Below are 25,892 nucleotides of genomic sequence, written 5' to 3' on the forward strand. Positions count from 1 at the left end.
GGTTTAGAGACTATTTCTTTAATAGATTTTCAACTTCTACCCCTTTTTGAGCTGCAATAGCTTCAATTGATCTTTTTAATTCAATAGAAGTTTCTTTTCTAGTTTTGTATGGGAAATACAGAAAGCCCGTTCTGTCTCTAATCCCGATTTTGTAATTTCCTAGTTCTATTTCTTTGATACTGTCCCAGCTGATGAATTCTGACTTTTTAAACACAGCTGTTTTAATTTTAAGTCCTTGTTCAGATACAATGAAATGCGGAGCATATTTTGAGGTAGTAGAAAATTCAAATTGTGCTTTTAACATATACAGAGAGGCTGCTAATAAATATAAAGGACCCATACCCAATCGTGTGAAGTTTCTGGCATCTTCATTTAAAATAAGGCTGAGGCCCATATAGAAGAATAACAACGCTAAAAAGTAAGATAGTTTTCTATTAGCTTTATTTGAGAATTTTAAATTCCCTGATCCTAAATTAATCCTTTGACTTTGTTCTATTGATTGTGTTTCCATTGGTTCTGGAGGATGATTAATAGTTCTTCATATACTTCTGCAGAGCAAGATAATATTTCCCTACCAAAAATGAAATCGTTATCCCCATTAAATCGGCTCACTTTGCCTCCAGCTTGTTGCACAATGAAGGCTCCAGCTGCGACATCCCAAGCATTCAAATTATATTCGAAATAGCCTTCGTATCTGCCGCAGGCAACATAGGCTAAATCTACTGCTGCGCTGCCTAGCCTTCTCAAGCCATGGGTGTTTTGCATCAAATGTTTTAGGATTGATAAATAGTCATCCATTTTATCAAAATCATTGTACGGAAAACCCGTAGCAATTAAACTTTGAGAGAGATCAATATGTTTAGAAACGGAGATAGGCTTTCCATTTAACTTCGACACTTCACCTTGTACTGCCTCAAAACACTCATTTCGGTTAATTTCCAATACTATTCCGGAAACTATTTCATCATTTTCTTGCAATGCTACACTGATTGAAAATACAGGCAAACCATGAACGAAATTAGTGGTTCCGTCCAAAGGATCAATAATCCAATTGTAGGTGTCTCCTTTCTTTTCTGAAGTACCTTCCTCTGCAATAAATCCTGATTCGGGAAGGATTTCACCTAAGCCTTCTACTAATCTTATCTCCGCTTCTTTATCTACATAACTCACCAAATCATTAAAGCCCTTATGCTCTACCGTATCGGTATTGACGTTCTGAGATTCTGCACTGATGAATTTTCCTACTTCCTTTACTAATTTGATCGCTTCTTTGTGGATTGCGTTTAAATTCATCAGACATTCATTTTTTTGGTTCTATATAGTAAGTTAAAGGATTTAAAGGCGAAATATAATACGATGGGCAATACTGCAGTGTGCATAGCTTGAGGCAATGTATAGTAAAATCCTAAGACCATAAATTGAACGATACCAAACACAGCATAAAAAGCAGTATGCCATTTCTTGGCTGGTTTTTTGAACAGTAAAAAGGCTAGGACAACATTTAAGGGGAATGCCCAAATCATATTCCAGTTATTCACCGTAGCCACATGATCGGATAGAAACCATAGAAAGAAGATAAGACAACCAACTAGCCCTGTAATTACAAATAATAACCTATTGAACCAAACATCACTTAATTTTGATTTATGGTGTCTTACGCTTAAGAAAATCCCAAATAGGCAAAGGAACCAGGTGATGTACTCAGGAAGTATTTGAAAGCCAATAGCGGCTTCCTCTTCATCCGCTTCGTAAATAATGATTTTATCCTTTACAATTGGTTTTCCATTATAAGTAGCTTCGTCAAAATGGAACATCAAAAGATCAGGCAAGAACATCTCATTTCTTTTGTCTGCAATTTGGTCTGTAGGTTGTCCCAGGACCAAATCGATACCGAAATCTTGCCAAGGTTTATCAGCTAAATAGATATCTAAATACTCTCTAAAAGTAAGTCCTTCAGCTTCTCTTTCCCAAACTAATCCTTCTCCTAAAACATCTTCCAATAAATCTCTAAATCTGGTAGAGCAATTGTCAAAGAAAAAATCATATTGATAAAATCGATTTTCTGGTCTGATGTTTTCTATCAGAAAGCTATAAATTTCATTTTTCTGTGCATTACTTAGATTAAGCTTCTGCTGGATAACGCTTCTTTTTTCGGCTTTTGCCGAATTGATCAGATAGGATATTCGACCAGCAGAAAGCATGTAGTTAAGTTTGCCACGTACAAATTTCATATAGAAGCCAGGCGTTTCAAAGTCAAAGGTGCCATAATTGAATACCACGCTTAAGCCTTTGCTTTCATCTTCTACCCATAGTGCAGAATGACCAAAACCTGAATAGAGTTCATTACCAGGAGCCACCGTTATTAAACTGATTTCAGCCTTATCTGACAGTGAATTTTGAGCTGTTGCTGATAATGCAGTAAAAGTCAATAATCCAATTAGCAGTTTTTTAATCATGATTTAGCATTTAATACCAGTACAATTTCTCCTTTAGGTGCAGTTTGCTCAAAATGTTCAATCAGCCCCGCTAAGGTATCGGTAATTGTTTCTTCAAATAATTTTGTGAGTTCTCTGGAAACAGAAGCCAAACGGTCTTCTCCCATAGCTTCTGCCAATTGCTTCAATGTTTTGAGCAACCGATGTGGGGATTCATAAAAAATGATGGTTCGATCTTCCGCAACTAAGTTCTCTATTCGTGTTTTTCGACCTTTCTTGTGAGGTAAAAAGCCTTCGAAAACAAATCGGTCGTTTGGAAAACCAGATTTAATAAGAGCGGGAATCAGAGCTGTAGCACCAGGAAGAGATTCCAGTTTGATGTCGTTTTTCAAGGCTTCTCTTGCCAATAAAAAACCCGGATCTGAGATTCCAGGTGTTCCGGCATCTGAAATCAATGCCATGATTTTTCCTGCTTTTAGTCCGTCAATTACCTGCTCCACTTTCTTATGCTCATTATGGATATGAAAACTTTGCAGTGGTTTTTTGATATCATAATGCTTGAGCAATTTACCAGAGGTTCTAGTGTCTTCGGCTAGAATAACATCCACGCTATTGAGGATGTTAACAGCGCGGTATGTCATATCTTCAAGGTTGCCAATGGGGGTGGGCACCAAGTAAAGTTGTGTTTTTGATTCCTCCATCCCCAAAATTAAAGATTTTATTAAACTAATTTATCAATTTCCTCAGCTAGCTTTCTATCTTTCTCAGTTATGGTATTGCCCTCATCGTGAGTGGTCAATTCAAAGCTTACTTTATTGTAAACATTTGACCAATTCGGATGATGACCCATTTTCTCAGCTATAATGGCCACTTGAGCCATGAAACCGAAAGCTTCTGTAAAATCTTTAAATTCAAATGTTCTTTTAAGCGTATTATTTTCTTCTTTCCACATAGTTTCTTCTTTTAGTATATCTAACCACTCTAAAATTGATTTGTTACACTGTGGAAGTCTATAGTGCAATAACCCCTTTTACCTTATTGGTTTCAAGATACTTTTCAATAATCTGCTCAGCAGAATTGGCTAACATTTTTATAGTTAAGCTGACATATTTCCCTTTACTTGAAGGTTTTACCACCACTTCATGGTTTTCAAATATGTCTTTTATTTCATCCTGCTGTTCTGCAGGAACAATAAATTTGAACATATAGAGACTAGGCCATTCGCTAACAGCTTCTAGTTTTTCTTTAAATGATGCGATTTCTTTTTCAGTACTCATTACTTTATTTTTCTTTTTCCACAAAAAAAGGGGCTAAAAAAGCCCCTTTAAATATTAAGTGTTTAATGATTTAAAAGAACTTATATCTTTCATCTACAATATCAGCTTTTTCTTCAATTGCTGCTTTAATTTCAAAAGATACATTATTTCTTCTGCTTTGGGCTATTTGGTTTTTGTATGTATTGTAGTCTGCAATTTCTGGTGCAGGCGTTCTATTCAATACATTTACGATTACTATACCATTATTAGCTTCTAAAGGTTGCGATTGAGTATTCAATTGAAGTCCAAAGATAGCACCAACTACCTCAGGCGCTTGACCAACATTTGGAAGAGAATTTGAAGAGATTTTTAAATCTGTTGTAGAATAAACATTTGCATCGGTACCATAGGCTTCTGCTTTTTCATTTAAGCTACCTGATAAACCAGCTAAGTTTTCCTTAATGATTTCAGCTTTCATTTGTTCTTTCAATTCTCTGGTAACAAATGCTTTTGAATCATTAAAGTTAGCCTCGCCTTTTTCCGTTTCATTTGTTAAAACGGCCACAACGAAATGAGTGTCAGTTTCAAAAACCTCAGATACTTTGCCTTGAGAGGCTTCTGTAAAGGCCCATCTCACAATAGGTCTTGAGGCACCCAAATTTCCAATAGTCCTTTGATTAGGAGACATTTTCCCAGAACTTCTTACACCATAATTATTTTCTTCAGCTGCAGCAGTGAATTCTGCATAACTTCCATTTGTGGCGGCAAATAAATCTGCTTTTCGGTATAAGTCATCTCTTGTGCCTTCAGAAGGTAATATATCTCTGTGGATCGTAGCGATCTTATATGTTTTGGCCGTTTTTTCTTCCGTTACTTTTATAACATGATAGCCATATTGCGTTTTGATTAATTTATTGATTACTCCAGTTCCTGAATAATTGAATACAGCTTCATTGAATTCATCTACCATTTGACCTTCTTTAAACCAGCCTAGATCACCACCTCTTGTTGCAGAAGGACCATCACTATTGTCTTTTGCTAGTTCTGCAAAGTCTTGACCGCTTCTCGCTTTTTGCAATACTTCCTGTGCTTCTCTTTTAGCATTTGCATCAGCCACATCACTATCATCCTCTGCTTCAATTAATATATGACTTGCTTTTACTGAAGAAACTGTATCGTCATAAATCTTAGAAGTTTTGTATAAGATGTAAGCACCATCTTCGATATATGGACCTATCACATCACCTTCTTTCAAAATATTAGTATTAGAAGCTAGTATTTTTGGCAGCTGAGCTATAGGATAAGTTCTAAAGGAATTACTTCTATCAGAATTCATTCTTGCATAAGCTGAATCATCTTCAACTTTTTGAAATTCTTTTTTAAGTTCTTCAACTTCTTCCTTTATGTATGTAGAATCTTTTCCAGACGGCAACAATTCGAAGCTCACGTAACTAATGGTTCTTGAAGCATCAGTTTCGTACTTTTCTTTGTTCTCATTGAAATAACTTTTCAATTCAGCCTCTGAAGGAGATACTAAGGAATCATTTACAGAGTAAAAAGGTACGTATAAGTATTCAACCTCTGCGGATTCATTTTCTTTTTGATAAGCTTTTTGAGCTTCTGCAGTGGTGATATAATTTGTATTCCCTAAAAGTGCATCGTACTTAGTTCTTGCCCTAGCTGGAACCAGTGATGATTCAAAAGAGTACCACTGAGCTTGCTGTTCTGCAGGTGCTTGAGCAATATTTCTGATAATATTTACCACTTGTTCTTTATTGAATTCACCAGTTTCAGGATTTGTAAAGTTTTGCCTTACAATTGGGCTGATGTTATTTCCTTGGACCATGTCCACTAATTCTTCATTAGTAACTTCAAGTCCCAATTCATCATATTCATTTTGAAAAGCTTTCTCGATTATAAGGAAATCCCAAGCTTGCTGACGGATTGAATTCATTTCTTGCTCGCTAGGAGTTCTACCATTCCCAGCTCTGAAGTTGTTCTTAAACTCTTCAATTTTTCGTTGATATTCTGGTAAATTGACAGTTTCTCCAGCAATTTCACCCACATCATTAGATCTTCCGCCACCTAACAGCATTGAGTCTGGCCCAAGTAAGTCGGTTAGCAAGAAGGCTAGAATGGATAATCCTATTAGGGCGATCAATACCGACCCCATTTTTACTCTTAATGTATTAAATACTCCCATGTTTGTTTATTTCAAAGATTCGCAAAATAATAGTATAAATGATTAATATCAAAGTGATTCCATTTATTACTTTTAGCTTAATTTGGGTTTGTGATAATTAATTTTACCAGATTGATTCTGTTTTCTTCCATACTTTCTATCACAAAGCGGAAAGGAGGACTACTTACTTCATCTTTCAGTTGCGGAAAATTTTCTGTGATTGATAATATAAAACCTCCCAAAGTGTCATAGTCGCCTTCAGGGAGATTTAATAAGTACTTATCGTTAATATAATCTATTTCTAAGCGGGCGCTAAAAATGAATGTGTTGGCTGAAACTTGTTCTTCTACTAAATCCTCATCATCATGTTCGTCTTGAATTTCACCGAAAATTTCCTCAATGATATCTTCTAAACTCACTATTCCGGATGTTCCTCCGAACTCATCCACCACCAATGCCAAACTTTTGTGCTCTTGAATGAATTGGATCATTAGCTCATTGGCTGGCATCGTTTCAGGCACAATAATGATAGGAGTCAATATTTCTTTAATTGAGGATGGTTTTTTAAATAAGGCAAGCGAGTGACAATAGCCAATGACATCATCAATAGTATCTTTGTAAATCAGTACTTTAGAGTGCCCACTTTCACTGAATGCATCTTTAAGTTCTTCTGTTGAGTCTTCAATATCCACTGCCACCACTTCTGTTCTGGGGATCATGCACTCCCGTACCTTTATGGTTTTAAATTCTAGCGCATTATTGAATATTTTTTTATCCAATTCCACCTTACTTTCCTGATGGTCAAGTTGTACCGTGTTTTTTACAAAATGATCCAGATCCGTTAATCCAAAAACAGGCTTGTCTTCCTCGTAATTCAGCCTTAAAACGTATTTGATGAATGTTTTAGATAAGCTGACGATGAAAAAAACAATAGGATAAGTAATATAATAAATGAGCCAAAGTGGAATAGCAAAGAATGATAATAGTCCATTTGGATTAAGTAAGAAGATACTTTTAGGAGTAAACTCTGCAACAAAGAGTACAAATATAGTAGCAATAAAGGTTTGCGCTAGTAGAATAAAGATATCGTTTTGAAAGAACAGGGGTAGATTTGCAATTAAAACAGGTTCAACCATTTTAGCCATGTAAATACCATATACTACTAAGGAAATTGTATTACCAATTAAAGTGGTTCCGATGAAGGAAGATGGTTTTTCTAAAAATTTTGAAAGTATTTTACCGGAAATAATCCCTTGCTGGCTTTGCAATTCAATATGCAATTTATTGGAGGAAATGAAAGCAATCTCTATCCCTGAAAAGAATGCAGAAAAGAGTAATGAAATGATAATATAAATAAAATAACTGCTTTCCATTTTCTATTTAGAACGGTCTTGTGTTCTGTTTTTTTGTTTGATGTATCTATGTAAAAGTAACAGACTTATAGACAACATAAAAATCCAATAGGAATATTCAAAGCCAACTGTAATTGATTGGTGAATCCCAATCACAAAGAAAGCGAAAGCTAAACCTATTATGATGAAATTAGGTCTAGGACTATGCTTTTCAGAATTCTTATCTTTCTTTAGTTTCTTTTTTTGGCTCATCGGCTCTTTTAATGATTTTTTTGGTCGGCAACTTTTTAGAGCTGTCGCCTTCAATCTGTTTTGTTTTTCTTGGAGTACCTCTCGTTTGATTCTCTTCTTTTGAAGTAGAATCTGGCTCCTCTAAGTAGATGGTTCCACTTGGGTTAAGGATTCTGTAGCTTGAAAAATCTTGTTTTGCTCGCAATCCTGTACCTGTTGATATTTGGTCTTCCGATTGGATTCTCACAAAGGTTTCCGTGTAAATCTCTTCTTTCTCAGGTTCCCAATATAATTCTTCTGAATTAAGCTTCCGAGGTTCTATATACCCAATGACTTCTACATCACCCTCCGCTTTATAAATCTCAGTTTCCTTGGTGTAGTATGCTGAATTTGCTTCTAATGTGGATGACATAGTCCCATCCGGCTCAAAAAACTCTATATAAATATCATTAGGGAATTCTCTGTCACCATTTTCAAATTCATACTGCTTAGTGGCATTTACGATCACTCTCACTTTTGCTGAATCGGAGTAGATAATTTCAATAGTGTCTGCCTCCATGATGGGGCCAGAATACTCTTCAAATTTTTGTTTAGATTCCAGACCAGAAGAGCATGACTGGCCAAGTAGAAGCAGTAATAAAAAATGAAAATGTTTCATATCGCAAAAATAAAAAAAGCGGTCAAGATAATGAACTCTAGACCGCTTTAGTATAATATATTGAGAGATTAATCTCTTATTTTAACATTAACAGTTTCGCCAATCCAACATCCAACTTTTACTTCGTCACCGATTTCGTAATCATAGTTAAAGATGTCTTCATTTGAAGGGAATTGTTCCTTGGCAACGCTCATTCTTGTAGCATCCCCTCCTCTTTGGTACATTTCATATGCGGCAATATAGACTGCTCTGTCCTTCACCACATCATTACCACCTTTACATTCAAGATAGCTATTCAAATATAAATCACCAATTAGTGAGTATGCTTCTTTTCTTGATGGGTCTTCATTCAAGGCATCATAAGCATAACTTCTAGCTTGTGATTTATTCCCCATTTTTGAAGCAATGTCTGCCAATTCGATCTGGACATCTGCTTTTTTAATATTATCTTCTGTCAAGGTTAACGCTTGTTCGAAATATTTCTTGGCCTCGCTCAAGTTTTCATTTGCTTTAGACCTTAGAGCAATGATTCTTGATAAGCCAAATTCGGGTGCATTTTTATTTACCACTTTAGCTGCTCCAAGAAATGAATCCGAGCCAGTACATCCTCCAGCAAGCGAAAATTTAACGATCTTTTCAGCATCTCCCAGCGTTTTACCATCTTCAATAAATTTAGGGTACAATTTTTCATCTATTATTGCACAGTCTATTGTAACAGATGCATTGAATAATTTTTCTACATAATCCCGGGCTCTTTGAATGTTTTGTTCATTCTCTCCATTGGCCAGCATTTCGTCTAATAGGTCTTGAATTTGATCATAGATTTCAATTACATCTACATCAGTTAATGGACCACCAGTTAATTTGTAGCGTCTTACAGCATCCATATAATGGAAAGTGTTAGAGACAAATCCATTTGCCCCCACCATTTCAATAGCCTCTTTGTGGATTTCATATAAATCTTTATATCTATCTTTTCTTTCTTTCCACATATCGTAAGCTCCAGAAGCCTTTCTGTTGGTTACATTTTCTACATCATTGAAATATTCCATTCTCAAATCATATAGTAAAACTACAGAGTCTTGTAGATTTTCCTGCTCCTTCCCAGTGGTAGTTTGAGCTAAATTTTCATATATTTTCACTCCTTGGATATAAATAGAGGGATTAAGATCAGGAGTCTCTTTTAATAACCATTCCAGTGGTGGCTTTGCCGCTTCATATTTTTCTGCTGTAAGCATATCAGAGTACAGCGCATTCTTTTCAACGGCTTTTGCTTTTTTATCTGGATCTTCTGGCCAGTTCCAGCCACTTTGTCCAAGCATTGAAGCTTGAACACCTATTAATACTGCTAATGTTAATAGAATCTTTTTCATCTTTCTTAAAATTTAATCAAACTGTCTTCGTAAAAACCATCTATCGTTAAAAGTAAAACTCAAATTAAAATTTAAATAATTTTCTTGTACCAAATTATTTAAAAGTGTTCCCCTTTGGCCTACTTCAAACGCTAAATTTACGTTTGATATGTTACTTATAGGTAGGGTAGAACCAAAAGTTATGCCAAATGAATTTATTGAGTTGTTATTTATAACCAATGGGCCATTGGAAATGTTAAGTCCTGCTCGGTAAGTAATTCTCTCATAGTACTTTGTGCCAGATTGAGCATCTGGAGTGAATTCCCCTCCAAAATTTAGTTTCATAAGCTCTCCAAAATTATTGTCTGAAACGCCAAAGCTGCTATATTCTGACCAGTCTTGATATGATACATCCGCTAGAATTGCCCATGCATTTAGTTTCAAATAGCTTAATCCAACGCTTATTTTTTGTGGGACTACTGTGGTACCTTCTCTATCTGCCTCTAAAAATGCATTATCTGTATTTTCAGCCCTTAAAGGCGTTTCAGCAAGGCTAAGGAGCTGTAAGAACGAATTTCTGTTTGTTGCTAAATTAGCTTGTACATCATAGGTAGCGCCAAGAGATAAGTAATTATTACCTAGCTTTTTCCTGAAGTTAGTGCCTAGCACAAAGGAAAAATCAGAAAAGTTGTCAGTGTACTCTGCTGAAACTAAATAAGGGATATTTATGGTATCACCTTCATTGATAATATTTTCGTAAATTGTTCTGTCGGTAATATTGCCAAAATTGTAATTAGCTTCTGCCCCAATCGCTATGTTTTCGGTTATATTCCAACCATTTGCTAAGCTAAATTGAGAAATTGCCCCCTCTCCTTCGAATCTAGAAATTGCAGCTTGAGGGTCGCTTATTTGGTCTGAACTTGACCGTTCGATATTATAATTTTTTGAAGATAGTGGCCTCAAAGAAACAGAAAGAGCATATTTTCCTGGTACTATGGGAAATGCTATTGTCGCATATTTTAATCCGCCATTGACTTGAATAAATCTACTGGTTTCATCATTAATATTGTTTTGAGATATGCTAAGCCCAGCTTCAAATGACGTAAAGCGTTGTCCGCCCAATAAGGCTGGGTTCAATACTGGAATAAACCAGGGACTTTGATAAGCAATACCTGCATTACCCATTCCATTATTGGAAACATAAGCTTTTTCTGACATCATGCCGATCCCATATGCGGAGTATGGTGAAGACATCTCCTGAGAATATGATGATGAAATAAAAATTATGGAAAAAATACTGGCAACTAAGCCGGTCTTAAATTGACACATTATATCTTAAAATTGCATTTAAACCCATTAAAACTAATTCAGGGATTGCAAAGATGGAAGCTTTTATTTTAGATTCAAAGAATTTTGCATCTCCTCCCGTAATTATTGTCGTGAGCGGTGAATATTTGCTTTTAACTTCTTGAATGTAAGCGTCTATCTCTGCCTGAATTCCGAATGCAACTCCACTTTGCATAGCACCTATAGTGTTGTCAGCTATGTAAGCAGCAATTGGTTCAGGGTCTATCAACGGCAAACGGGCTGTAAAATTATGCATACTTTTAAATCTCATATGCAAACCAGGCGAAATAGCACCACCATGATAAATATTTCCGTTTTCAAGTACCTCGTAAGTAATGCAAGTACCAAGGTCAATGGTCAAGCTGCTGTCGTTCGGGTGCAGGCTTTGGGCTCCAGCAACTGCAGCTAAACGGTCTAGCCCAATAGTTTCAGATTTATAGTGGTTTTCAAATGGTAGTGGAGTTTTCGTATTTAAGAAGATCGGATTATTAAGATTCTTCAATTCTTTCAAAACATTTTGATAGGAAATATTTACGCTGGAAATAATTGCAGAATCAATTTGATAAGAATCTAAAGAATTATTTAGCTCATACAAAGATTCAAAAGTTTCGGTAGATTCTAAGTGGTCTTCCTTAAAAAGACCTATTTTCGTTTTAGTATTGCCTATATCTATGGCTAAGTTCATATTGCCCTTATTAAAAACCTAAAAGTAAATAAATTTATGGAAAAGCTCGTCTATACTGCAATCGGTCTAATGTCTGGGACTTCTCTAGATGGCTTGGATATTGCACTCTGCCATTTTGAAAAGTCACCAAATAATCACTGGAAATGGGAGATATTGGAGGCTGAAACGAAAAGCTATCCCGACAGAATCAAAACAAATTTAAAGGATGCGATTAGGTTGAGCAGTCTAGATTTACATTTACTAGATGTTGAATTGGGAAAATGGATGGGAAAGGCTGTTGCACAATTTATTGAGCAGCATGATGTGAGTATTGATTTTATTGCATCACATGGACACACTGTTTTTCATTTACCCGAAAAGCAAATGACCTTACAGATAGGAAATCCACATTTTATTCACGCGAATACTCATCTCCCTGTAATTTCTGATTTTAGGAGCTTAGATTTGGCTAAAGGTGGCCAAGGGGCTCCGCTAGTTCCTATTGGGGATGAGTTATTATTTAGTCAATATGATATTTGCGTTAATTTAGGAGGTATTGCTAATTTGTCATTTAAAGATGAAATGAATAAAAGAGTTGCCTATGATGTATGCGTGTGCAATATCTTACTCAATACATTAGCAAATTATAAAGATGTGGAATATGATGACAAAGGATTGATGGCTAAATCAGGAGATTTAATCCCGCAGCTTTTAAATGAATGGGACAATTTTTCATTTTTGAAAAGGGACTTTCCTAAAAGTCTTGGGATCGAGTCAATTGAACCTGAAATTCTTGATAAAATTAATTTTTCTCAATTCAAAGTTGAAGATATGCTGTCCACCGCAGTAGAACATATTGCCACTCATATAAGTAATGCTTTAATTACAGCTAAAAATAGAGGATTGGTTTTGTTAACAGGTGGAGGAGCTTTTAATGACTTCTTGATTGAAACAGTAGAAAGTAAATTGCATCAAGATTTAAAGCTTGAGGTAGCAGATCAGAAATTGGTGAATTATAAAGAAGCATTGATTTTTGCATTTTTAGGAGTTTTAAATGTGAGAAACGAATTTAATACATTGTCTTCAGTAACCGGTGCTCATTCCGACAGTGTATCTGGTCAAAAGCTTGGCAATATTTGAAATATATTTTTGTAGTTTTGGCGTTTTGGAAACTTCGATGAATGGATTCATCAAAATTTTTTGTAAAACGACTAACGCTTGGAATATGAAAGAACTCTTAGAGAAATTTGAGAATAAACGACCTGAAGTAGTATTTGAATGGAATGATCCTGAAACGGAAGCAGAAGGATGGGTAGTTATCAATTCACTGAGAGGTGGTGCTGCAGGAGGTGGAACCCGCATGAGACCAGGACTTGATAAAAGAGAGGTAGAATCTTTAGCCAAAACAATGGAGGTGAAATTTACCGTTTCAGGTCCCGAAATTGGCGGTGCAAAATCTGGAATTAATTTTGACCCCAATGACCCAAGAAAAAAGGGCGTATTGGAAAGATGGTATAAAGCGGTATTTCCATTATTGAAAAATTATTACGGAACAGGAGGAGATCTAAATGTGGACGAAATCCACGAGGTTATTCCTATCACTGAAGAATATGGCCTCTGGCATCCGCAAGAAGGAGTGGTAAATGGACACTATAATGCTACTGAGCCTGAAAAAATAAAAAAATTGGGACAGCTGAGACAGGGCGTCATTAAAGTAATTGAAGCACCCAACTACAGCCCAGATATAAGGAGGAAATATACTGTAGCAGATATGGTTACAGGTTTTGGAGTTTCAAAATCAGTGGAGCACTACTACCATATTTGGGGCGGTAAATTACATAAGAAGCGAGCCATTATCCAGGGATGGGGAAATGTTGGTGCATCAGCAGCCTTCTTCTTGGCACAAGCAGGAGTTAATGTAGTAGGAATAATTGATAGGAATGGAGGGTTAATCAATGAAAATGGATTTTCGTTGGAAGAGATTACACATTTATTCTTGACCAGAAAAGGGAATGAATTGACTGCTGATAACCTAATTCCTTTTGAAGAAATTAACAAAAAGATATGGTCATTAGAGGCAGAGATATTTATACCAGCCGCGGCATCGAGACTTATTACCAAAGATCATGTGGAGGAAATGATTGCCTCGAAATTAGAGGTCATTTCCGCTGGTGCTAACGTCCCTTTTGCCGATAAAGAAATATTTTTTGGGCCGATAGCGGATTTTACTGATAATAAAGTGGCTGTAATTCCTGATTTTATAGCTAATTGTGGCATGGCCAGAGTTTTTGCTTATTTGATGACAACAGATGCCGAAATTACTGATGAAGCTATTTTCGAGGATACTTCAAGAACAATTGAAAGGGCGCTCCGTAAAACATTTGAGGCAAGCAATTCAAATGTGAATATTTCAAAGACTTCTTTTGAAATCGCATTAAGTCAATTAATTTAACATTTAATTAATCAATTCCCCATAAGTATATTAGAAGGAAACTTCCTAAATTGGGGATTCTTGAAAAATCATTTGCATGAGAACATCGATATTTTCTATTTCAGCAATAATTTTGACCTTTTTATTTTCTGTATTCTACACTCCCAAGGTATTTTCCGAGGAAGGAAGAGTAAATACTGAAATTGTAGATGAAGGCAATCAAGACGAGCATGCTAATGAAGTAGAAAATGAAGAAGAAGGACATCATTCTGCGCCTGCGTGGACTGTGATTCCTTTCGTCCTGCTATTATTAATGATAGCAACAGGGCCGTTATTTTATGAGCATTTTTGGCATAAAAACTATCCGAAAATTGCAGTTATTTTAGCAGTTCTGGTGGTGAGTTACTATTTATTTGTAATCCATAATGTACACAGTCCTGTACATGCAGGCTTTGAATACATACAATTTATATCACTTTTAGCTTCTCTCTATATTGCTTCTGGTGGGATTGTAATTAAGGTCAATAAGAAATCAACCCCGATTGTTAATATTGTGATGTTGCTTATCGGAAGCCGCAGTTTCCAATTTGATCGGAACTACAGGAGCTTCTATGTTATTAATCAGGCCTTTTATTCGTTTAAATAAGAACAGAATAAAAGCTTATCATATTATATTTTTCATTTTCATGGTCAGTAATATTGGAGGGTCCTTAACCCCAATCGGTGACCCACCACTTTTCTTAGGGTTCTTAAAAGGGGTTCCTTTTTCTGGACTTTGGAGCACAACTGGCCCGCATGGATCTTTGCCTTGATTATTTTGTCAGTGGTCTTTTATTTTCTTGATAAAAGAAATAAGTCTGGTGCCGAAGAAGATGAAAAAGAGGTTTTTGATAATAAAATTACCATTAATGGGAAAAGAAACTTTCTCTGGTTGACGGTGATCATAATATCTGTTTTTATTGATCCAAACGTATTCTCTTGGGTGCCAGGAATTACCTACGATGGGCAAGAATTTTCCTACATAAGAGAAGTTATCATGCTAAGTGTGACTTATCTGTCTTATAAATTTGCTAAAGAGAAAGTGCATGAGCTTAATGAATTTAGTTTCGAACCCATCAGGGAAGTAGCTTTTATTTTCATAGGAATTTTTGGTACAATGATGCCAGCCTTAGATTTAGTGGGAGATTTTGCTAAATCAGAAACTGGAGCTGCACTAATTACTCACAATACGCTTTATTGGGGAACTGGTCTTTTATCTGGTTTCTTAGATAATGCACCTACATATTTAAATTTCTTGGCAGCTGCCATGGCATCACAGGGTGGAAGTATTTCTGTCTTATCGGAAGTAACGCAATTTGCTAACGGAGGAGTGTATTATGATTCGGTGGCAGACCTGACGGCCATTTCCATTGCAGCTGTATTTTTTGGTGCGATGACCTATATTGGCAATGGACCTAATTTCATGGTGAAATCAATTGCTGAGCAAGTTGGTATTAAGATGCCTTCCTTCTTCGGGTATATTATAAGATACTCTATACCATTTTTACTTCCACTATTACTATTGGTGTGGTTTTTATTCATCAGGTAAAGAAAAGGGCAGGTTTAAATCCTGCCCTTTTCTCTGTCATAAAAATACAACTAGGATTTATTTTTGGCTATATTCCTTTACAGTTTCAATAAACCATTTTACATGATCAGGATTGATGTCTGGGTAAACCCCATGACCTAGATTGGCAATATGCCGCCCACTACCAAATTCTTCCAACATCTTTTTGGTATGTTGCTGAATTGTGGTTTTATCACCATAAAGGACGCACGGGTCTAGATTACCTTGCAGCGTTTTATTTTCACCAACAATACTTCTCACTTCTTTTGGGTTCATGGTCCAGTCCAAACCTATTGTATGGTAATCAAGCGAACTTAAATCTGCAAAGGCGGCATGTGCATCCTTTGCAAAAACCGTTTTAGGTACGTCCTGAATGGCGTCAGCAATTTTCTTTAGATATGGAATAGAGAATTGCTTGTATTGTTCATGCGACAAGATACCAGCCCAACTGTCAAACACCTGTACTAAATCAGCCCCAGCTGAGATTTGCGCTTTTAAATAAGCAATGGTACTGTCTGTGATTTTTTGTAACAGTTGGTGTGATAATTCTGGATCGGTATAAAGCATTGCTTTTGCTTTTGAGAAAGTTTTACTGCCTGAGCCTTCCACCATATAAGCGAAAATAGTCCAAGGAGCACCTGCGAAACCAATTAAAGGTACCCGGCCATTTAATTCCTTTTTAGTGATTTCTATTGCCTTAGTAACATAGGAAAGACTTTCTTCCACATTAGCCACCTTTAATTTTTCAACATCTGCTTTAGATTGAATAGTTTCAGGGAATTTTGGTCCTTTTTTTTCAATCATTTCATAAGGTAATCCCATAGCTTCAGGAATAACCAGGATGTCAGAGAAAATAATGGCAGCATCTACATCCAAAATATCTACCGGTTGAATGGTCACTTCAGCAGCTAATTCAGGAGTTTGAGCCAACTCAATAAAACCACTAACACTCGCTCTCACCTTTCTATATTCAGGTAATATTCTACCCGCCTGTCTCATCAACCAAACAGGAGTTCTTTCTACTTTTTCACCTTTCGCTGCTCTCAACAGCAGATCATTTTTAAATTCCATGCTGCAAATATACATTCATATTATGCTTCTGAATTATAATAATGCTAAACTTTTCTGTTTCTTTGCCGATTAATGCATTAGGCTAAATATATACTGCTATGTCAATACTTTTTAGTGATTTTAAGGAATGGAAAGAATACTGTGAGAAAAAGAATGTTAAGCTTTTTGAGCCAGTATTGGAATACGAAAAAGATCAAAAGGATAAAGATGCTGATTTTGTCTGGGAAAATTTGCAGAAAGCCTACGATGTTATGCGAGATGCGGTTAAGACTGGCCTTGAAGAGGATATGCAGTCACGCTCTGGAATGATAAATAATGGAGCAAAGAAAGTTTACCAAAATCCGTTAACTGTATTAGATCCAAATTTCCAGAAACTAATTGCACGGGCGCTAGCAGCAAAAGAAGTAAATTCCTGTATGGGGAGAGTTGTGGCTGCCCCAACTGCTGGAGCAAGTGGTATTTTGCCTGGCACTATGTTTACCTTGCAAGAAATTCATGGATTGGAAGACAGAAAGATTCTAGAAGGGTTGTTGGTTGGTGCCGGAATAGCTTTAATCATCGAACAGAAGGCATCCTTAGCTGGTGCTGTTGGTGGATGTCAGGCAGAAACAGGAAGTGCTGCAGCAATGGCATCAGGAGCTATTGTTTATTGTTTAGGTGGTGATACTGATCAGGTTTTTAACGCAGTTGCTATAACCATTCAATGTATGTTAGGCTTGGTATGTGACCCGGTTGCAGGTTTAGTTGAGGTTCCATGCGTGGTAAGAAATGCCAGTGCTGCTGCGATAGCTAATTCTTCCGCGCAAATTGCTTTGTCAAATGTAAGTGGCGTTATTCCCGTAGATGAGTGCGTGGACGCTTTGGGAGAAGTAGGACAGAGCATGGAAACTAAATATAAAGAGACAGCGATGGGAGGTTTAGCCATGACATTGACCGGGCAAAACATTTCTAAAAAAGTTTTGATTCAGGATATTGAAATGCTTCCGGATGAAGATGAAAATGATTGACAGCCTTAGGTGATTACATTAATTGTATAGTAAACATATATTCCCAATAGAATTAGGCCTTCATAGCGATCGACTATTTTATTGAGCGCCATAAACGGGAGTATCAGTAAGGTGATGCCCATCATCCATATCATATCGGAATTAATTATTACGTCACTTACTTCAATTTCAGCTATTAAACTAGTGATACCTAAAATTGACAGGATATTGAAGATGTTGGAGCCCATTAAGTTACCTAGGGCCATATCGGTTTCCTTTTTAAAAGCTGCTACTACTGAAGTTACCAATTCTGGTAAACTAGTACCCAATGCCACTACCGTTATTCCCACTATTCGCTCACTAATCCCCATGTAAATCGCTAAATCCTTGGCGCTGTTAACGAACCAATCAGAACCAAAATAAAGTCCTGCTCCTCCAATAAGGATCAAGGATACATCTTTAAGCATGTTTTTTGTTGAGCCAGCAGTAGGCGCTTCAACTTCAATTCCTAAATCTTCCGGACTGATGTGTTTTTTCCTTGACCTACGAATAATAAAGATAACATACAAGGCTAGAAGCAAAATGAATCCTAGACCCTCGTGGTCATTAACAAATCCTTCCTGAACTAGGAAGTAAAGTAGTATTGTGCAGCCCATCGTCATAGGCCAATCAATTTTGATTGAATCAGAATTAACGGGAATAGGTGCAATAAGAGCGGTTACTCCTAGTACTAATGCAAGATTGCAGATGTTTGAGCCTATCACATTGCCCATGGTGATATCTGGACTCCCAGCTAGTGCTGCTTGAATACTAATTAATAATTCGGGTGAAGATGTTCCAAATGCCACAATAGTAACACCAACAACCAAGGGGGACATTTTGAGCCTCAAAGCAATTCTTGAGGCCCCGCGGACTAATAATTCTCCACCGAGAATTAAAACAGCTAAGCCGACAAAAAGCAATATGGTATTTGACAATGGCATTTACTATTGTGTATGTTTTTGACCAAAACTTAAATCTCCCGCATCTCCTAAACCCGGTAAAATATAGGCTTTTTCATTGAGTTCTCGATCTAATGAGCCTAAATAAATATCATATTCACCTCTAATATTTTCACTGATGAATTTCACTCCTTCTGGCGTTCCAATGGCGGCCGCGATAATAATTCTTTCTGGTCTTGCTAATTTTGTAATGTGCTCTATCGCTGTAATTAGAGATTTTCCTGTAGCAAGCATCGGGTCGGCTAATATTAAAGTCCTGTCATTTAATGGAGGTAGGGCCTCATATCCCATTTCAATTGTGAAATTGTTGCTGTCAGAGTGTTTTCTATATGCTCCTATGAATCCGGAGTCAGAGTGGTCAAAAATATTGAGGAAGCCCTGATGAAAAGGTAATCCTGCTCTCAATACGCTCACTATTACTGGGAAATCGTGCATGAGAGCCACTTGGGTTTCCTCTAAGGGGGTTTGTATTGGCTTTTGCTGAAAGTATAAGGATTTTGATATTTCATATGCTAACAATTCAGCCACTCTTTCAAGGTTTCTTCTGAATCTATAGCGGTCTTTCTGAATATCGACTTCTCTCAACTCAGCTAAAAAATGGTTCGCAATGCTATTTTCTTTGTCTAAAATGTACATTTGTGCAATTAGGTTGACAATAATTTAAGCAAAAACTAAATATAATTTTATTTTTTAAGAAAAAAATTAAAAAATGGAAATATCCCTTACACTAATTTCTTTTCTGCTCTTAAAAGATTTTAACTTTGCGTGAATGACAGATTATAGACTACTTCAGCAATTGTGTAGTATTCACGCTCCGTCTGGAGAAGAATACATGATAAAGAACTTTTTACTTCAATATATCAAGAAAAACCAAACTGATTGGAAGGTAAAACCGAAAATCTATCAGGGGGAAGATTTCCAAGATTGTTTAGTCTTGGTTTTTGGAGAACCTAGAGCTGCGGTTTTTGCACATATGGATTCTGTTGGTTTTTCTGTAAGGTATGAAAATCAATTAGTTCCTATTGGAGGCCCGGAGGCCAAAAATGGGTATAAACTGAAAGGTGAGGATTCACTCGGACCTATTGCGTGTGAAATAGAGATCAATAAAGAAAACCAAACTTTTTACAAATTTGGAAGAGGGATTGATAGAGGGGCAAGTTTGACTTTTGAATGCGATTTTAGAGAAACTGAAGATTATGTTCAATCTTGTTATTTAGATAATAGATTGGGTATTTTCAACTGTCTGAAATTGGCAGAGACTTTAGAAAATGGTATGATCGTATTTTCTGCGTATGAAGAACATGGTGGAGGAACAGTACCTTTTTTAGCCAAGTTTATGGTGGAAAAATATGGTGTTCACCAAGCGCTGATCTCGGACATCACATGGGTAACTGAAGGTGTAAAACACGGAGAAGGAGTTGCTATTTCGATGCGAGATCGCAATGTGCCAAGGCAATCCTTTGTTCAAATGATCATCAACATGGCTGAAAATTCAGATATTCCTTTTCAACTAGAAGTAGAAGCAAGTGGAGGGAGTGATGGCCGCGAGCTCCAAGAATCTCCGTATCCAATCGATTGGTGTTTCATAGGGGCGCCAGAGGATAATGTGCATTCTCCAGATGAAAAAGTCCACAAAAATGACATTCAGTCAATGTTGTCTATGTATCAATTTCTAATGAGTGAATTATAACATGCTTAAAATTTTAGATAAGGAATTCGTGCCATACATATCTGCTGAGGATATCCAAAGCAGGATTAAAGAAATGGGTGCTAAAATTAGTACAAGTTATAAGGGCACAAAGCCACTATTGATTAGCGTTTTAAATGGCTCCTTTATTTTTACAGCTGATTTGATTAGAACTATTGACACTCCAATTGAAGTCACTTTTATTCGCGTGGCTTCCTACGAGGCATTGAAAACGACAGGAAAAGTCAGGGAAATATTGGGATTGACCGAAAACGTTTTTGGTAGAGATATATTGATTTTGGAAGACATTGTTGATACTGGTACAACCTTGCAGCATCTTTCAGAAGCTTTTCAAGACCTGGGTACGAAATCTATAAAGGTAGCTACTTTATTACATAAACCTGATGCTCAGGAAAAAGCATCAAAGCCCGATTTTGTAGGTTTCGAAATTCCCAATAAATTCGTCATTGGTTTTGGCTTGGATTATGAAGGAATGGGTCGAGAGTTAAAAGAAATTTATCAGTTGGCATAAGACCTAAAATGAATGAATTTTACCAAAACCAAGGTTTAATATTCGAGAATCAAATTTCTAATATAGAAATAAAAATATCAGTGGCCTCTTTCTGAGAATTTGAGTGAGATCAAAGACAAATTTGGCAATTTTAATCATAAATCTTTTATATTTGATTTTCTATAATGTGAAAACTAATACTTTTTTTCACAGAAAATTATGATTTAGTACTGAGTATAAAGAAGTTACAGTTTTACTAAGATAAAGGCCTAATAGGCTCTATTTAAAATACAATCATGTTAAATATTATATTGTTTGGCCCTCCCGGAGCAGGGAAAGGTACACAAAGTGAAAAAATTATCGATAAATACAAATTAACCCATATTGCAACAGGAGATTTATTTCGTAAGCATTTGGGAGAAGGAACCGATTTAGGAAAACTAGCCCAGAAATATATGGATGAAGGCAATTTGGTTCCTGATGAAGTGGTGATCGGTATGGTGGATGAAAAAATTAAAGATACTCAAGCGAGTAGTAGTGGGTATATCTTTGATGGCTTCCCAAGGACAGTTCCACAAGCAAAGGCATTAGATACTTTGTTAGAAGAAAAAGGCGAGAAGATTGCCGGAATGATTGCTTTAGATGTTCCCGAAGAAGAATTGAAGAAGAGAATTAAGGAGAGAGGTAAAACTTCAGGGAGAGCGGATGATCAGGAAGAAGCTAAAATTGAAAACCGTATAAAAGTTTATAAAGATGAGACTTTACCTGTTGCCAATTATTATGATGGTGAAGGAAAGTATGCGAAAATCCATGGGGTAGGGACTATAGATGAGATTTTTAATAAAATATCAAGTGAAATTGACCGATTAAAATAATTTAAATTTCATTTTTAAGGGAGCCGGCTAATTCATAATTGGTCGGCTTTTTTATTTCCTGCCTAAATTAAACTAAATTTGCGCCTTAAAATTTAGTCCCATGGCCAATCCCAATTTTATTGATTACGTTAAATTTTGCTCTCGTTCCGGAAAGGGGGGTGCAGGTGCTGTTTCCATGCGAAGAGAAAAGCATGTTCCCAAGGGCGGGCCAGATGGAGGAAATGGTGGTCGCGGTGGTAGTATTATTTTACGCGGTAGTTCACAATTATGGACGCTGCTTCACTTAAAGTACAAAAAGCACGTAATAGCCGATGCTGGAGCCCCAGGTGGAGGTGCAAGAAGTTCAGGTGCTGATGGAGCTGACGTTATTTTAGAAGTACCTTTGGGAACTGTTGCAAGGGAAGCCGAGTCTGGTGTGGTGAGATTTGAAATCACCGAAGAGGGAGAAGAAAAAATATTAACCGAAGGCGGAAGAGGTGGTCTGGGGAATGCCAATTTTAAAACAGCTACTAATCAAACGCCTCGATATGCACAGCCAGGAGAAGACGGACAAGAAGAGTGGATCATTCTTGAGCTAAAGTTGTTGGCTGATGTTGGATTAGTTGGTTTTCCTAATGCTGGTAAAAGTACTTTACTATCTGTTGTTTCTGCTGCAAAGCCAGAAATAGCAGATTATGCGTTTACGACACTTACACCAAATCTAGGGGTGATTCCGTATCGTGATCATAAATCTTTTGTAATGGCAGATATTCCAGGAATCATTGAAGGCGCGGCAGCAGGAAAAGGATTGGGAACTCGATTTTTGAGACATATCGAAAGAAACTCCATTCTACTTTTTATGATTCCTGCTGATAGCAAGGACGTCAAGAAGGAATACCAGATTTTGATTAACGAATTGAAAGAGTATAATCCGGAATTGTTGGATAAAAACAGGCTATTGGCAATCACAAAGTCAGATTTATTGGATGACGAGCTTATGGGAGAATTAAAGCAAGAGTTGCCCAAAGACTTACCTTTTATTTTCATTTCTTCATTAACTCAATTTAACGTGAGTGAGCTTAAAGATATGATTTGGAAGGCTTTAAACGCATAATGTCATCTTGTCAGTGAACTGTCATTTGGCAAACTCCTTGTTCCTTAATGCTGAAAATTAGATAGAATAACATAATATAGTTATGGCTAAAGAAGAATTAGACGAAAAAGAGTTAAATAAAGAAGCAGAAACTGCGGAAGATATAAAAGACGAGCAAAATGCTGAGGACGAAACTCAGGATAATAGGTCTGAAGAAGAAAAATCGGCAGAGGCAGAAGCTCAGGCGAAAGATGAAGAATTGTCAGATTTCGAGAAATTAGAAATAGAACTGGCAGAGTCTAAGGATAAATTCTTAAGGCTATACTCCGAGTTTGAAAACTTTAGAAGAAGAAATGCCAAAGAAAGATTAGAGTTGGTTAAAAATGCTTCGGAAGAGTTAATTTCAGACTTATTGCCAATCATGGATGATTTTGAAAGAGCAGAAAAATCTTTCGAGGATCAGTCAGAGAATGAGGCCGTGAAAGAAGGCTTTACGTTAATTAAGAATAAATTCGAGAAGACGCTAATCAACAAAGGCTTAAAGGCTATGGATAGTGACGCAGGGATAGAATTTGATCCTGAAATTCATGAAGCTATAACCAAAATACCAGCTCCTGATGAAAAGTTGAAAGGTAAAGTGGTAGATGTAGTGGAAAAGGGATATCTATTGAACGATAAGGTAATTCGTTTTGCAAAAGTTGTAATAGGAGAATAATTCAAGCCCGTGAGGCAATATATTGACCCGGAAACTAATGGGGGGTTGAGACTCAACAACAAATAAAAAAGATTTGTGGATTTAATATTTAGATTATAGATAAGATGGCTAAAAGAGATTATTACGATATACTGGGTGTTAGCAAAGGAGCTTCGGATGCAGAGATAAAGAAGGCTTACCGGAAAGTAGCCATCAAATATCATCCTGATAAGAATCCTGATAACCCAGAAGCAGAAGATAAATTCAAGGAAGCGGCAGAAGCATATGAAGTTTTACGTGATCCGCAGAAGCGTCAGCGTTATGACCAGTTTGGTCATGAAGGTATGAAAGGCGGAGCAGGTGGCTTTGGTGGAGGAGGTATGAATATGGAAGATATTTTCTCTCAATTTGGTGACATCTTCGGTGGTGGCGGAGGTGGCGGCTTCGAAAGCTTTTTTGGTGGAGGCGGTGGTGGCCGCAGAAGTCGAGGTAGAAGAGGTTCCAATCTTCGCATCAAACTAAAATTAGATTTAAAAGAAATAGCTCATGGAGCTGAAAAGAAAATCAAGGTTAATCGTTTGGTATCAGCGGATGGGGTTACTTATAAGAATTGTGATACCTGCGGGGGTTCAGGTCAAGTAAGAAGAGTAACCAATACCATGTTGGGGCAAATGGTTTCGGCTAGTACATGTCCAACTTGTCACGGTTCTGGTAAATTTATTGATAAAAAACCACCTCATGTGGATAATACAGGCCTTCAATCCAAAGAAGAGGTTATTTCTGTGAAAATCCCGGCCGGAGTTACTGATGGCATGCAATTATCCATGTCAGGAAAAGGTAATGAAGCACCAATGGGTGGAGCTGCAGGTGATCTGGTAATTTTGATTGAGGAAATAGAGCATGATGTATTGAAACGTGATGGTAACAATATCATCTACGATCTTTATGTCAATTTTGTGGATGCAGTATTGGGAACAACAGTTGAAGTCCCAACCATCGATGGCAAAGTAAAAATTAAGATCGAGACTGGTACCCAATCTGGAAAAATTTTAAGACTAAGAGGAAAAGGTGTGGGTGATGTAAATGGATACGGAAGAGGTGACCAACTAATTCATGTGAACGTTTGGACGCCTAAGAAGGTATCGGATAATGAAAAAGAGATGCTAGAAAGCATGAGGGCTTCTGATAATTTCAGGCCTAATCCTACAAAAGCGGATAAAGGCTTTTTCGATAGAGTGAAGGAGTTTTTTAATTAATTTCTCAATTTTTTTACTGCTTTTTTAATAAGACGGGACTACGGAGTATTTTCTAACCAAAATGCCCATAAAGCTGTTCTTATAGATATATCTTACCTTAAAGTGAAAGCTTCTCTGCTGTAAGAATCTGTATAAAAGTAGACATTAAGCCACTATTTCGCCAAGAGTAGTGGCTTTTTTGATTTTACCAACAACTTATTGGTTAAAGAAGACGTAATAATCCCATTATGAATAGGGTTCTTCGTTTTTCAGTATCATTTCTGGTCATACCTTTTTTAGCTTGCTCGGTTTTCGGGCAAGAACTTCACAAGCATTTTGAAATTACAGAATCAAAGGGCATAGATAAAATTGAATTGAAAGTTTCTACTAAGGCAGGAAATTCGTTTTTGAATGCAGTTAATAAAGATGAGCCAATCGTAATTTTGGGAGCCAGTGAAAATGACATTGCTGCCAGCTCTTTTAAGATATTAAAGAATAATAATACGCAAAAGGTAGATGCCCAATTGACTTGCAAAAGCCATATGGGATTGAACTTCACCGAATCCGTAGCGAATAGTTTCTTTTCATCTTCGGAGCAGCCTCACGATATTTGGCAAATTAATTTATCGGAACATCAAACGTTTGATTTGGATTTAAATTATTTAATGGGAGATGCAAATATTGATCTTAGTAGATTAGCCGTTGAACGTTTGAAAATTAATTCCGGAAGTGCTGACGTGAAGGTGAATTTCACAGAAAAGAAAATGAATAGTGTTGCCATGGATACTTTTTTTGTAAAAGTAAATTTTGGTAGTATTGAAGTTCATGATTTGAACTACACCATGGCAAGGGACATTATTGCGGAAGTTGGCTTCGGTTCTATTTCAATAGATTGTGGAAATGATTGGAGAATAAACAGCAGAGTAAATGCTTCTGTTGGAGCTGGAAACTTGAATATTATTTTGCCCCCTGATGATGTTCCTATTATTATTAGAATACATAATTCCCCATTATGCAACATTAAGATGGCTCCAAATTTTGAGAAAATTGGTCATAATGCCTTTGGCAATAAAGCTTATGCTAAAAATCCTGATGACAGTATGGAATTTATTTTGGATGTTGGTATGGGTAGTATCGTTTTTAAGAACAGATAAAACAGGAATATCTGCTCCTACTACTTTTTGGTTATAGATGTGCTCCACTTACCATTGGTGCTGAAATAAAATTGCTCCTCCTATTCTTGATG

Annotated in this window: 26 protein-coding genes and 1 pseudogene; 12 read left to right on the forward strand and 15 right to left on the reverse strand. The window is 36.7% G+C overall.

Annotated elements, in window-relative coordinates; genetic code table 11:
• Positions 1 to 10: 10 nt before the first annotated feature.
• From Q3Y49_RS06975 to Q3Y49_RS07030, 12 genes are all read right to left on the reverse strand, one after another.
• Positions 11 to 511, reverse strand: coding sequence for a hypothetical protein (locus tag Q3Y49_RS06975; RefSeq protein ID WP_303271577.1), 501 nt, complete (start codon positions 509 to 511; stop codon positions 11 to 13).
• The gene (locus tag Q3Y49_RS06980; protein ID WP_303271578.1) at positions 493 to 1,293 is read right to left on the reverse strand and encodes an inositol monophosphatase family protein; all 801 of its coding nucleotides are present in this window, start codon (positions 1,291 to 1,293) and stop codon (positions 493 to 495) included. The genes Q3Y49_RS06975 and Q3Y49_RS06980 overlap by 19 nt, the downstream gene beginning before the upstream one ends.
• Positions 1,293 to 2,456, reverse strand: coding sequence for a lipoprotein N-acyltransferase Lnb domain-containing protein (locus Q3Y49_RS06985; RefSeq protein ID WP_303271579.1), 1,164 nt, complete (start codon positions 2,454 to 2,456; stop codon positions 1,293 to 1,295). The genes Q3Y49_RS06980 and Q3Y49_RS06985 overlap by 1 nt, the downstream gene beginning before the upstream one ends.
• Positions 2,453 to 3,136: a 16S rRNA (cytidine(1402)-2'-O)-methyltransferase gene (gene rsmI, locus Q3Y49_RS06990; RefSeq protein ID WP_303271580.1), complete on the reverse strand. Its 684-nt coding sequence runs from the start codon at positions 3,134 to 3,136 to the stop codon at positions 2,453 to 2,455. Before rsmI ends, Q3Y49_RS06985 begins: the two co-directional genes overlap by 4 nt.
• Before the next feature lie 20 nt (positions 3,137 to 3,156).
• Positions 3,157 to 3,405: a 4a-hydroxytetrahydrobiopterin dehydratase gene (locus Q3Y49_RS06995; RefSeq protein ID WP_303272093.1), complete on the reverse strand. Its 249-nt coding sequence runs from the start codon at positions 3,403 to 3,405 to the stop codon at positions 3,157 to 3,159.
• Between the two features lie 40 nt (positions 3,406 to 3,445).
• Positions 3,446 to 3,712: a DUF493 domain-containing protein gene (locus Q3Y49_RS07000; protein WP_303271581.1), complete on the reverse strand. Its 267-nt coding sequence runs from the start codon at positions 3,710 to 3,712 to the stop codon at positions 3,446 to 3,448.
• A gap of 70 nt (positions 3,713 to 3,782) precedes the next feature.
• Positions 3,783 to 5,894, reverse strand: coding sequence for a peptidylprolyl isomerase (locus Q3Y49_RS07005; RefSeq protein ID WP_303271582.1), 2,112 nt, complete (start codon positions 5,892 to 5,894; stop codon positions 3,783 to 3,785).
• A 77-nt stretch (positions 5,895 to 5,971) separates the two neighbouring features.
• Complete coding sequence (locus Q3Y49_RS07010) at positions 5,972 to 7,246, reverse strand: hemolysin family protein (RefSeq protein ID WP_303271583.1); 1,275 nt, start codon at positions 7,244 to 7,246, stop codon at positions 5,972 to 5,974.
• Between the two features lie 199 nt (positions 7,247 to 7,445).
• Entirely contained in the window at positions 7,446 to 8,114 is a 669-nt protein-coding gene (lptC, locus tag Q3Y49_RS07015; protein ID WP_303271584.1) for an LPS export ABC transporter periplasmic protein LptC, read from the reverse strand.
• 68 nt (positions 8,115 to 8,182) lie between these two features.
• The gene (locus Q3Y49_RS07020; RefSeq protein ID WP_303271585.1) at positions 8,183 to 9,487 is read right to left on the reverse strand and encodes a tetratricopeptide repeat protein; all 1,305 of its coding nucleotides are present in this window, start codon (positions 9,485 to 9,487) and stop codon (positions 8,183 to 8,185) included.
• Between the two features lie 12 nt (positions 9,488 to 9,499).
• A complete protein-coding gene (gene bamG / locus Q3Y49_RS07025) occupies positions 9,500 to 10,795 on the reverse strand; it encodes a BamG family beta-barrel-assembly machinery protein (RefSeq protein WP_496559699.1) in 1,296 nt (431 codons plus the stop codon).
• Positions 10,782 to 11,498 (reverse strand): type III pantothenate kinase, encoded by a 717-nt coding sequence (locus Q3Y49_RS07030; RefSeq protein ID WP_303271587.1) that lies wholly within the window; start codon positions 11,496 to 11,498, stop codon positions 10,782 to 10,784. The genes bamG and Q3Y49_RS07030 overlap by 14 nt, the downstream gene beginning before the upstream one ends.
• A 36-nt stretch (positions 11,499 to 11,534) precedes the next feature.
• Between Q3Y49_RS07030 and Q3Y49_RS07035 the strand changes: the two genes are divergently transcribed.
• From Q3Y49_RS07035 to Q3Y49_RS07050, 4 genes and pseudogenes are all read left to right on the forward strand, one after another.
• Positions 11,535 to 12,617 carry an anhydro-N-acetylmuramic acid kinase gene (locus Q3Y49_RS07035; protein WP_303271588.1) on the forward strand — a complete coding sequence of 361 codons (1,083 nt, stop codon included), beginning with the start codon at positions 11,535 to 11,537 and terminating at the stop codon, positions 12,615 to 12,617.
• Between the two features lie 85 nt (positions 12,618 to 12,702).
• Positions 12,703 to 13,929: a Glu/Leu/Phe/Val dehydrogenase dimerization domain-containing protein gene (locus tag Q3Y49_RS07040; RefSeq protein WP_303271589.1), complete on the forward strand. Its 1,227-nt coding sequence runs from the start codon at positions 12,703 to 12,705 to the stop codon at positions 13,927 to 13,929.
• A gap of 76 nt (positions 13,930 to 14,005) precedes the next feature.
• Entirely contained in the window at positions 14,006 to 14,554 is a 549-nt protein-coding gene (locus tag Q3Y49_RS07045) for a sodium:proton antiporter (RefSeq protein ID WP_303271590.1), read from the forward strand.
• Positions 14,520 to 15,496, forward strand: a pseudogene (locus Q3Y49_RS07050) (sodium:proton antiporter). The gene Q3Y49_RS07045 and the pseudogene Q3Y49_RS07050 overlap by 35 nt, the downstream one beginning before the upstream one ends.
• A 57-nt stretch (positions 15,497 to 15,553) precedes the next feature.
• Here Q3Y49_RS07050 and hemE read toward each other — a convergent pair.
• The gene (hemE, locus tag Q3Y49_RS07055; protein ID WP_303271591.1) at positions 15,554 to 16,585 is read right to left on the reverse strand and encodes a uroporphyrinogen decarboxylase; all 1,032 of its coding nucleotides are present in this window, start codon (positions 16,583 to 16,585) and stop codon (positions 15,554 to 15,556) included.
• A 98-nt stretch (positions 16,586 to 16,683) separates the two neighbouring features.
• Here hemE and sdaAA point away from each other — a divergent pair, with 98 nt between their 5' ends.
• Positions 16,684 to 17,592: an L-serine ammonia-lyase, iron-sulfur-dependent, subunit alpha gene (gene sdaAA / locus Q3Y49_RS07060; RefSeq protein WP_303271592.1), complete on the forward strand. Its 909-nt coding sequence runs from the start codon at positions 16,684 to 16,686 to the stop codon at positions 17,590 to 17,592.
• A 5-nt stretch (positions 17,593 to 17,597) separates the two neighbouring features.
• Here the strand turns inward: sdaAA and Q3Y49_RS07065 are convergent, their stop codons facing one another.
• Positions 17,598 to 18,554: a calcium/sodium antiporter gene (locus tag Q3Y49_RS07065; RefSeq protein WP_303271593.1), complete on the reverse strand. Its 957-nt coding sequence runs from the start codon at positions 18,552 to 18,554 to the stop codon at positions 17,598 to 17,600.
• Between the two features lie 3 nt (positions 18,555 to 18,557).
• Positions 18,558 to 19,208, reverse strand: a complete 651-nt coding sequence (upp, locus tag Q3Y49_RS07070) for a uracil phosphoribosyltransferase (RefSeq protein WP_303271594.1) — start codon at positions 19,206 to 19,208, stop codon at positions 18,558 to 18,560.
• Positions 19,209 to 19,341: 133 nt separating this feature from the next.
• On the opposite strand from upp, the gene Q3Y49_RS07075 reads away from it, so the two are divergent.
• The 7 genes from Q3Y49_RS07075 to Q3Y49_RS07105 all read left to right on the forward strand — a co-directional run bounded on the left by Q3Y49_RS07075 (position 19,342) and on the right by Q3Y49_RS07105 (position 25,800).
• The gene (locus Q3Y49_RS07075) at positions 19,342 to 20,262 is read left to right on the forward strand and encodes a M20/M25/M40 family metallo-hydrolase (RefSeq protein ID WP_303271595.1); all 921 of its coding nucleotides are present in this window, start codon (positions 19,342 to 19,344) and stop codon (positions 20,260 to 20,262) included.
• Position 20,263: 1 nt separating this feature from the next.
• Positions 20,264 to 20,791, forward strand: coding sequence for a hypoxanthine phosphoribosyltransferase (hpt, locus tag Q3Y49_RS07080; RefSeq protein WP_303271596.1), 528 nt, complete (start codon positions 20,264 to 20,266; stop codon positions 20,789 to 20,791).
• 275 nt (positions 20,792 to 21,066) lie between these two features.
• The gene (locus Q3Y49_RS07085; protein WP_303271597.1) at positions 21,067 to 21,645 is read left to right on the forward strand and encodes an adenylate kinase; all 579 of its coding nucleotides are present in this window, start codon (positions 21,067 to 21,069) and stop codon (positions 21,643 to 21,645) included.
• Positions 21,646 to 21,745: 100 nt separating this feature from the next.
• Positions 21,746 to 22,738, forward strand: coding sequence for a GTPase ObgE (gene obgE / locus Q3Y49_RS07090; protein WP_303271598.1), 993 nt, complete (start codon positions 21,746 to 21,748; stop codon positions 22,736 to 22,738).
• A gap of 82 nt (positions 22,739 to 22,820) precedes the next feature.
• Positions 22,821 to 23,432 (forward strand): nucleotide exchange factor GrpE, encoded by a 612-nt coding sequence (locus tag Q3Y49_RS07095; protein WP_303271599.1) that lies wholly within the window; start codon positions 22,821 to 22,823, stop codon positions 23,430 to 23,432.
• 104 nt (positions 23,433 to 23,536) lie between these two features.
• The gene (gene dnaJ / locus Q3Y49_RS07100; RefSeq protein ID WP_303271600.1) at positions 23,537 to 24,667 is read left to right on the forward strand and encodes a molecular chaperone DnaJ; all 1,131 of its coding nucleotides are present in this window, start codon (positions 23,537 to 23,539) and stop codon (positions 24,665 to 24,667) included.
• Between the two features lie 227 nt (positions 24,668 to 24,894).
• Positions 24,895 to 25,800, forward strand: a complete 906-nt coding sequence (locus Q3Y49_RS07105) for a toast rack family protein (protein WP_303271601.1) — start codon at positions 24,895 to 24,897, stop codon at positions 25,798 to 25,800.
• Positions 25,801 to 25,892 lie beyond the last annotated feature (92 nt).

The sequence above is a fragment of the Marivirga harenae genome, from assembly GCF_030534335.1.
Taxonomy (GTDB): Bacteria; Bacteroidota; Bacteroidia; order Cytophagales; family Cyclobacteriaceae; genus Marivirga; species Marivirga harenae.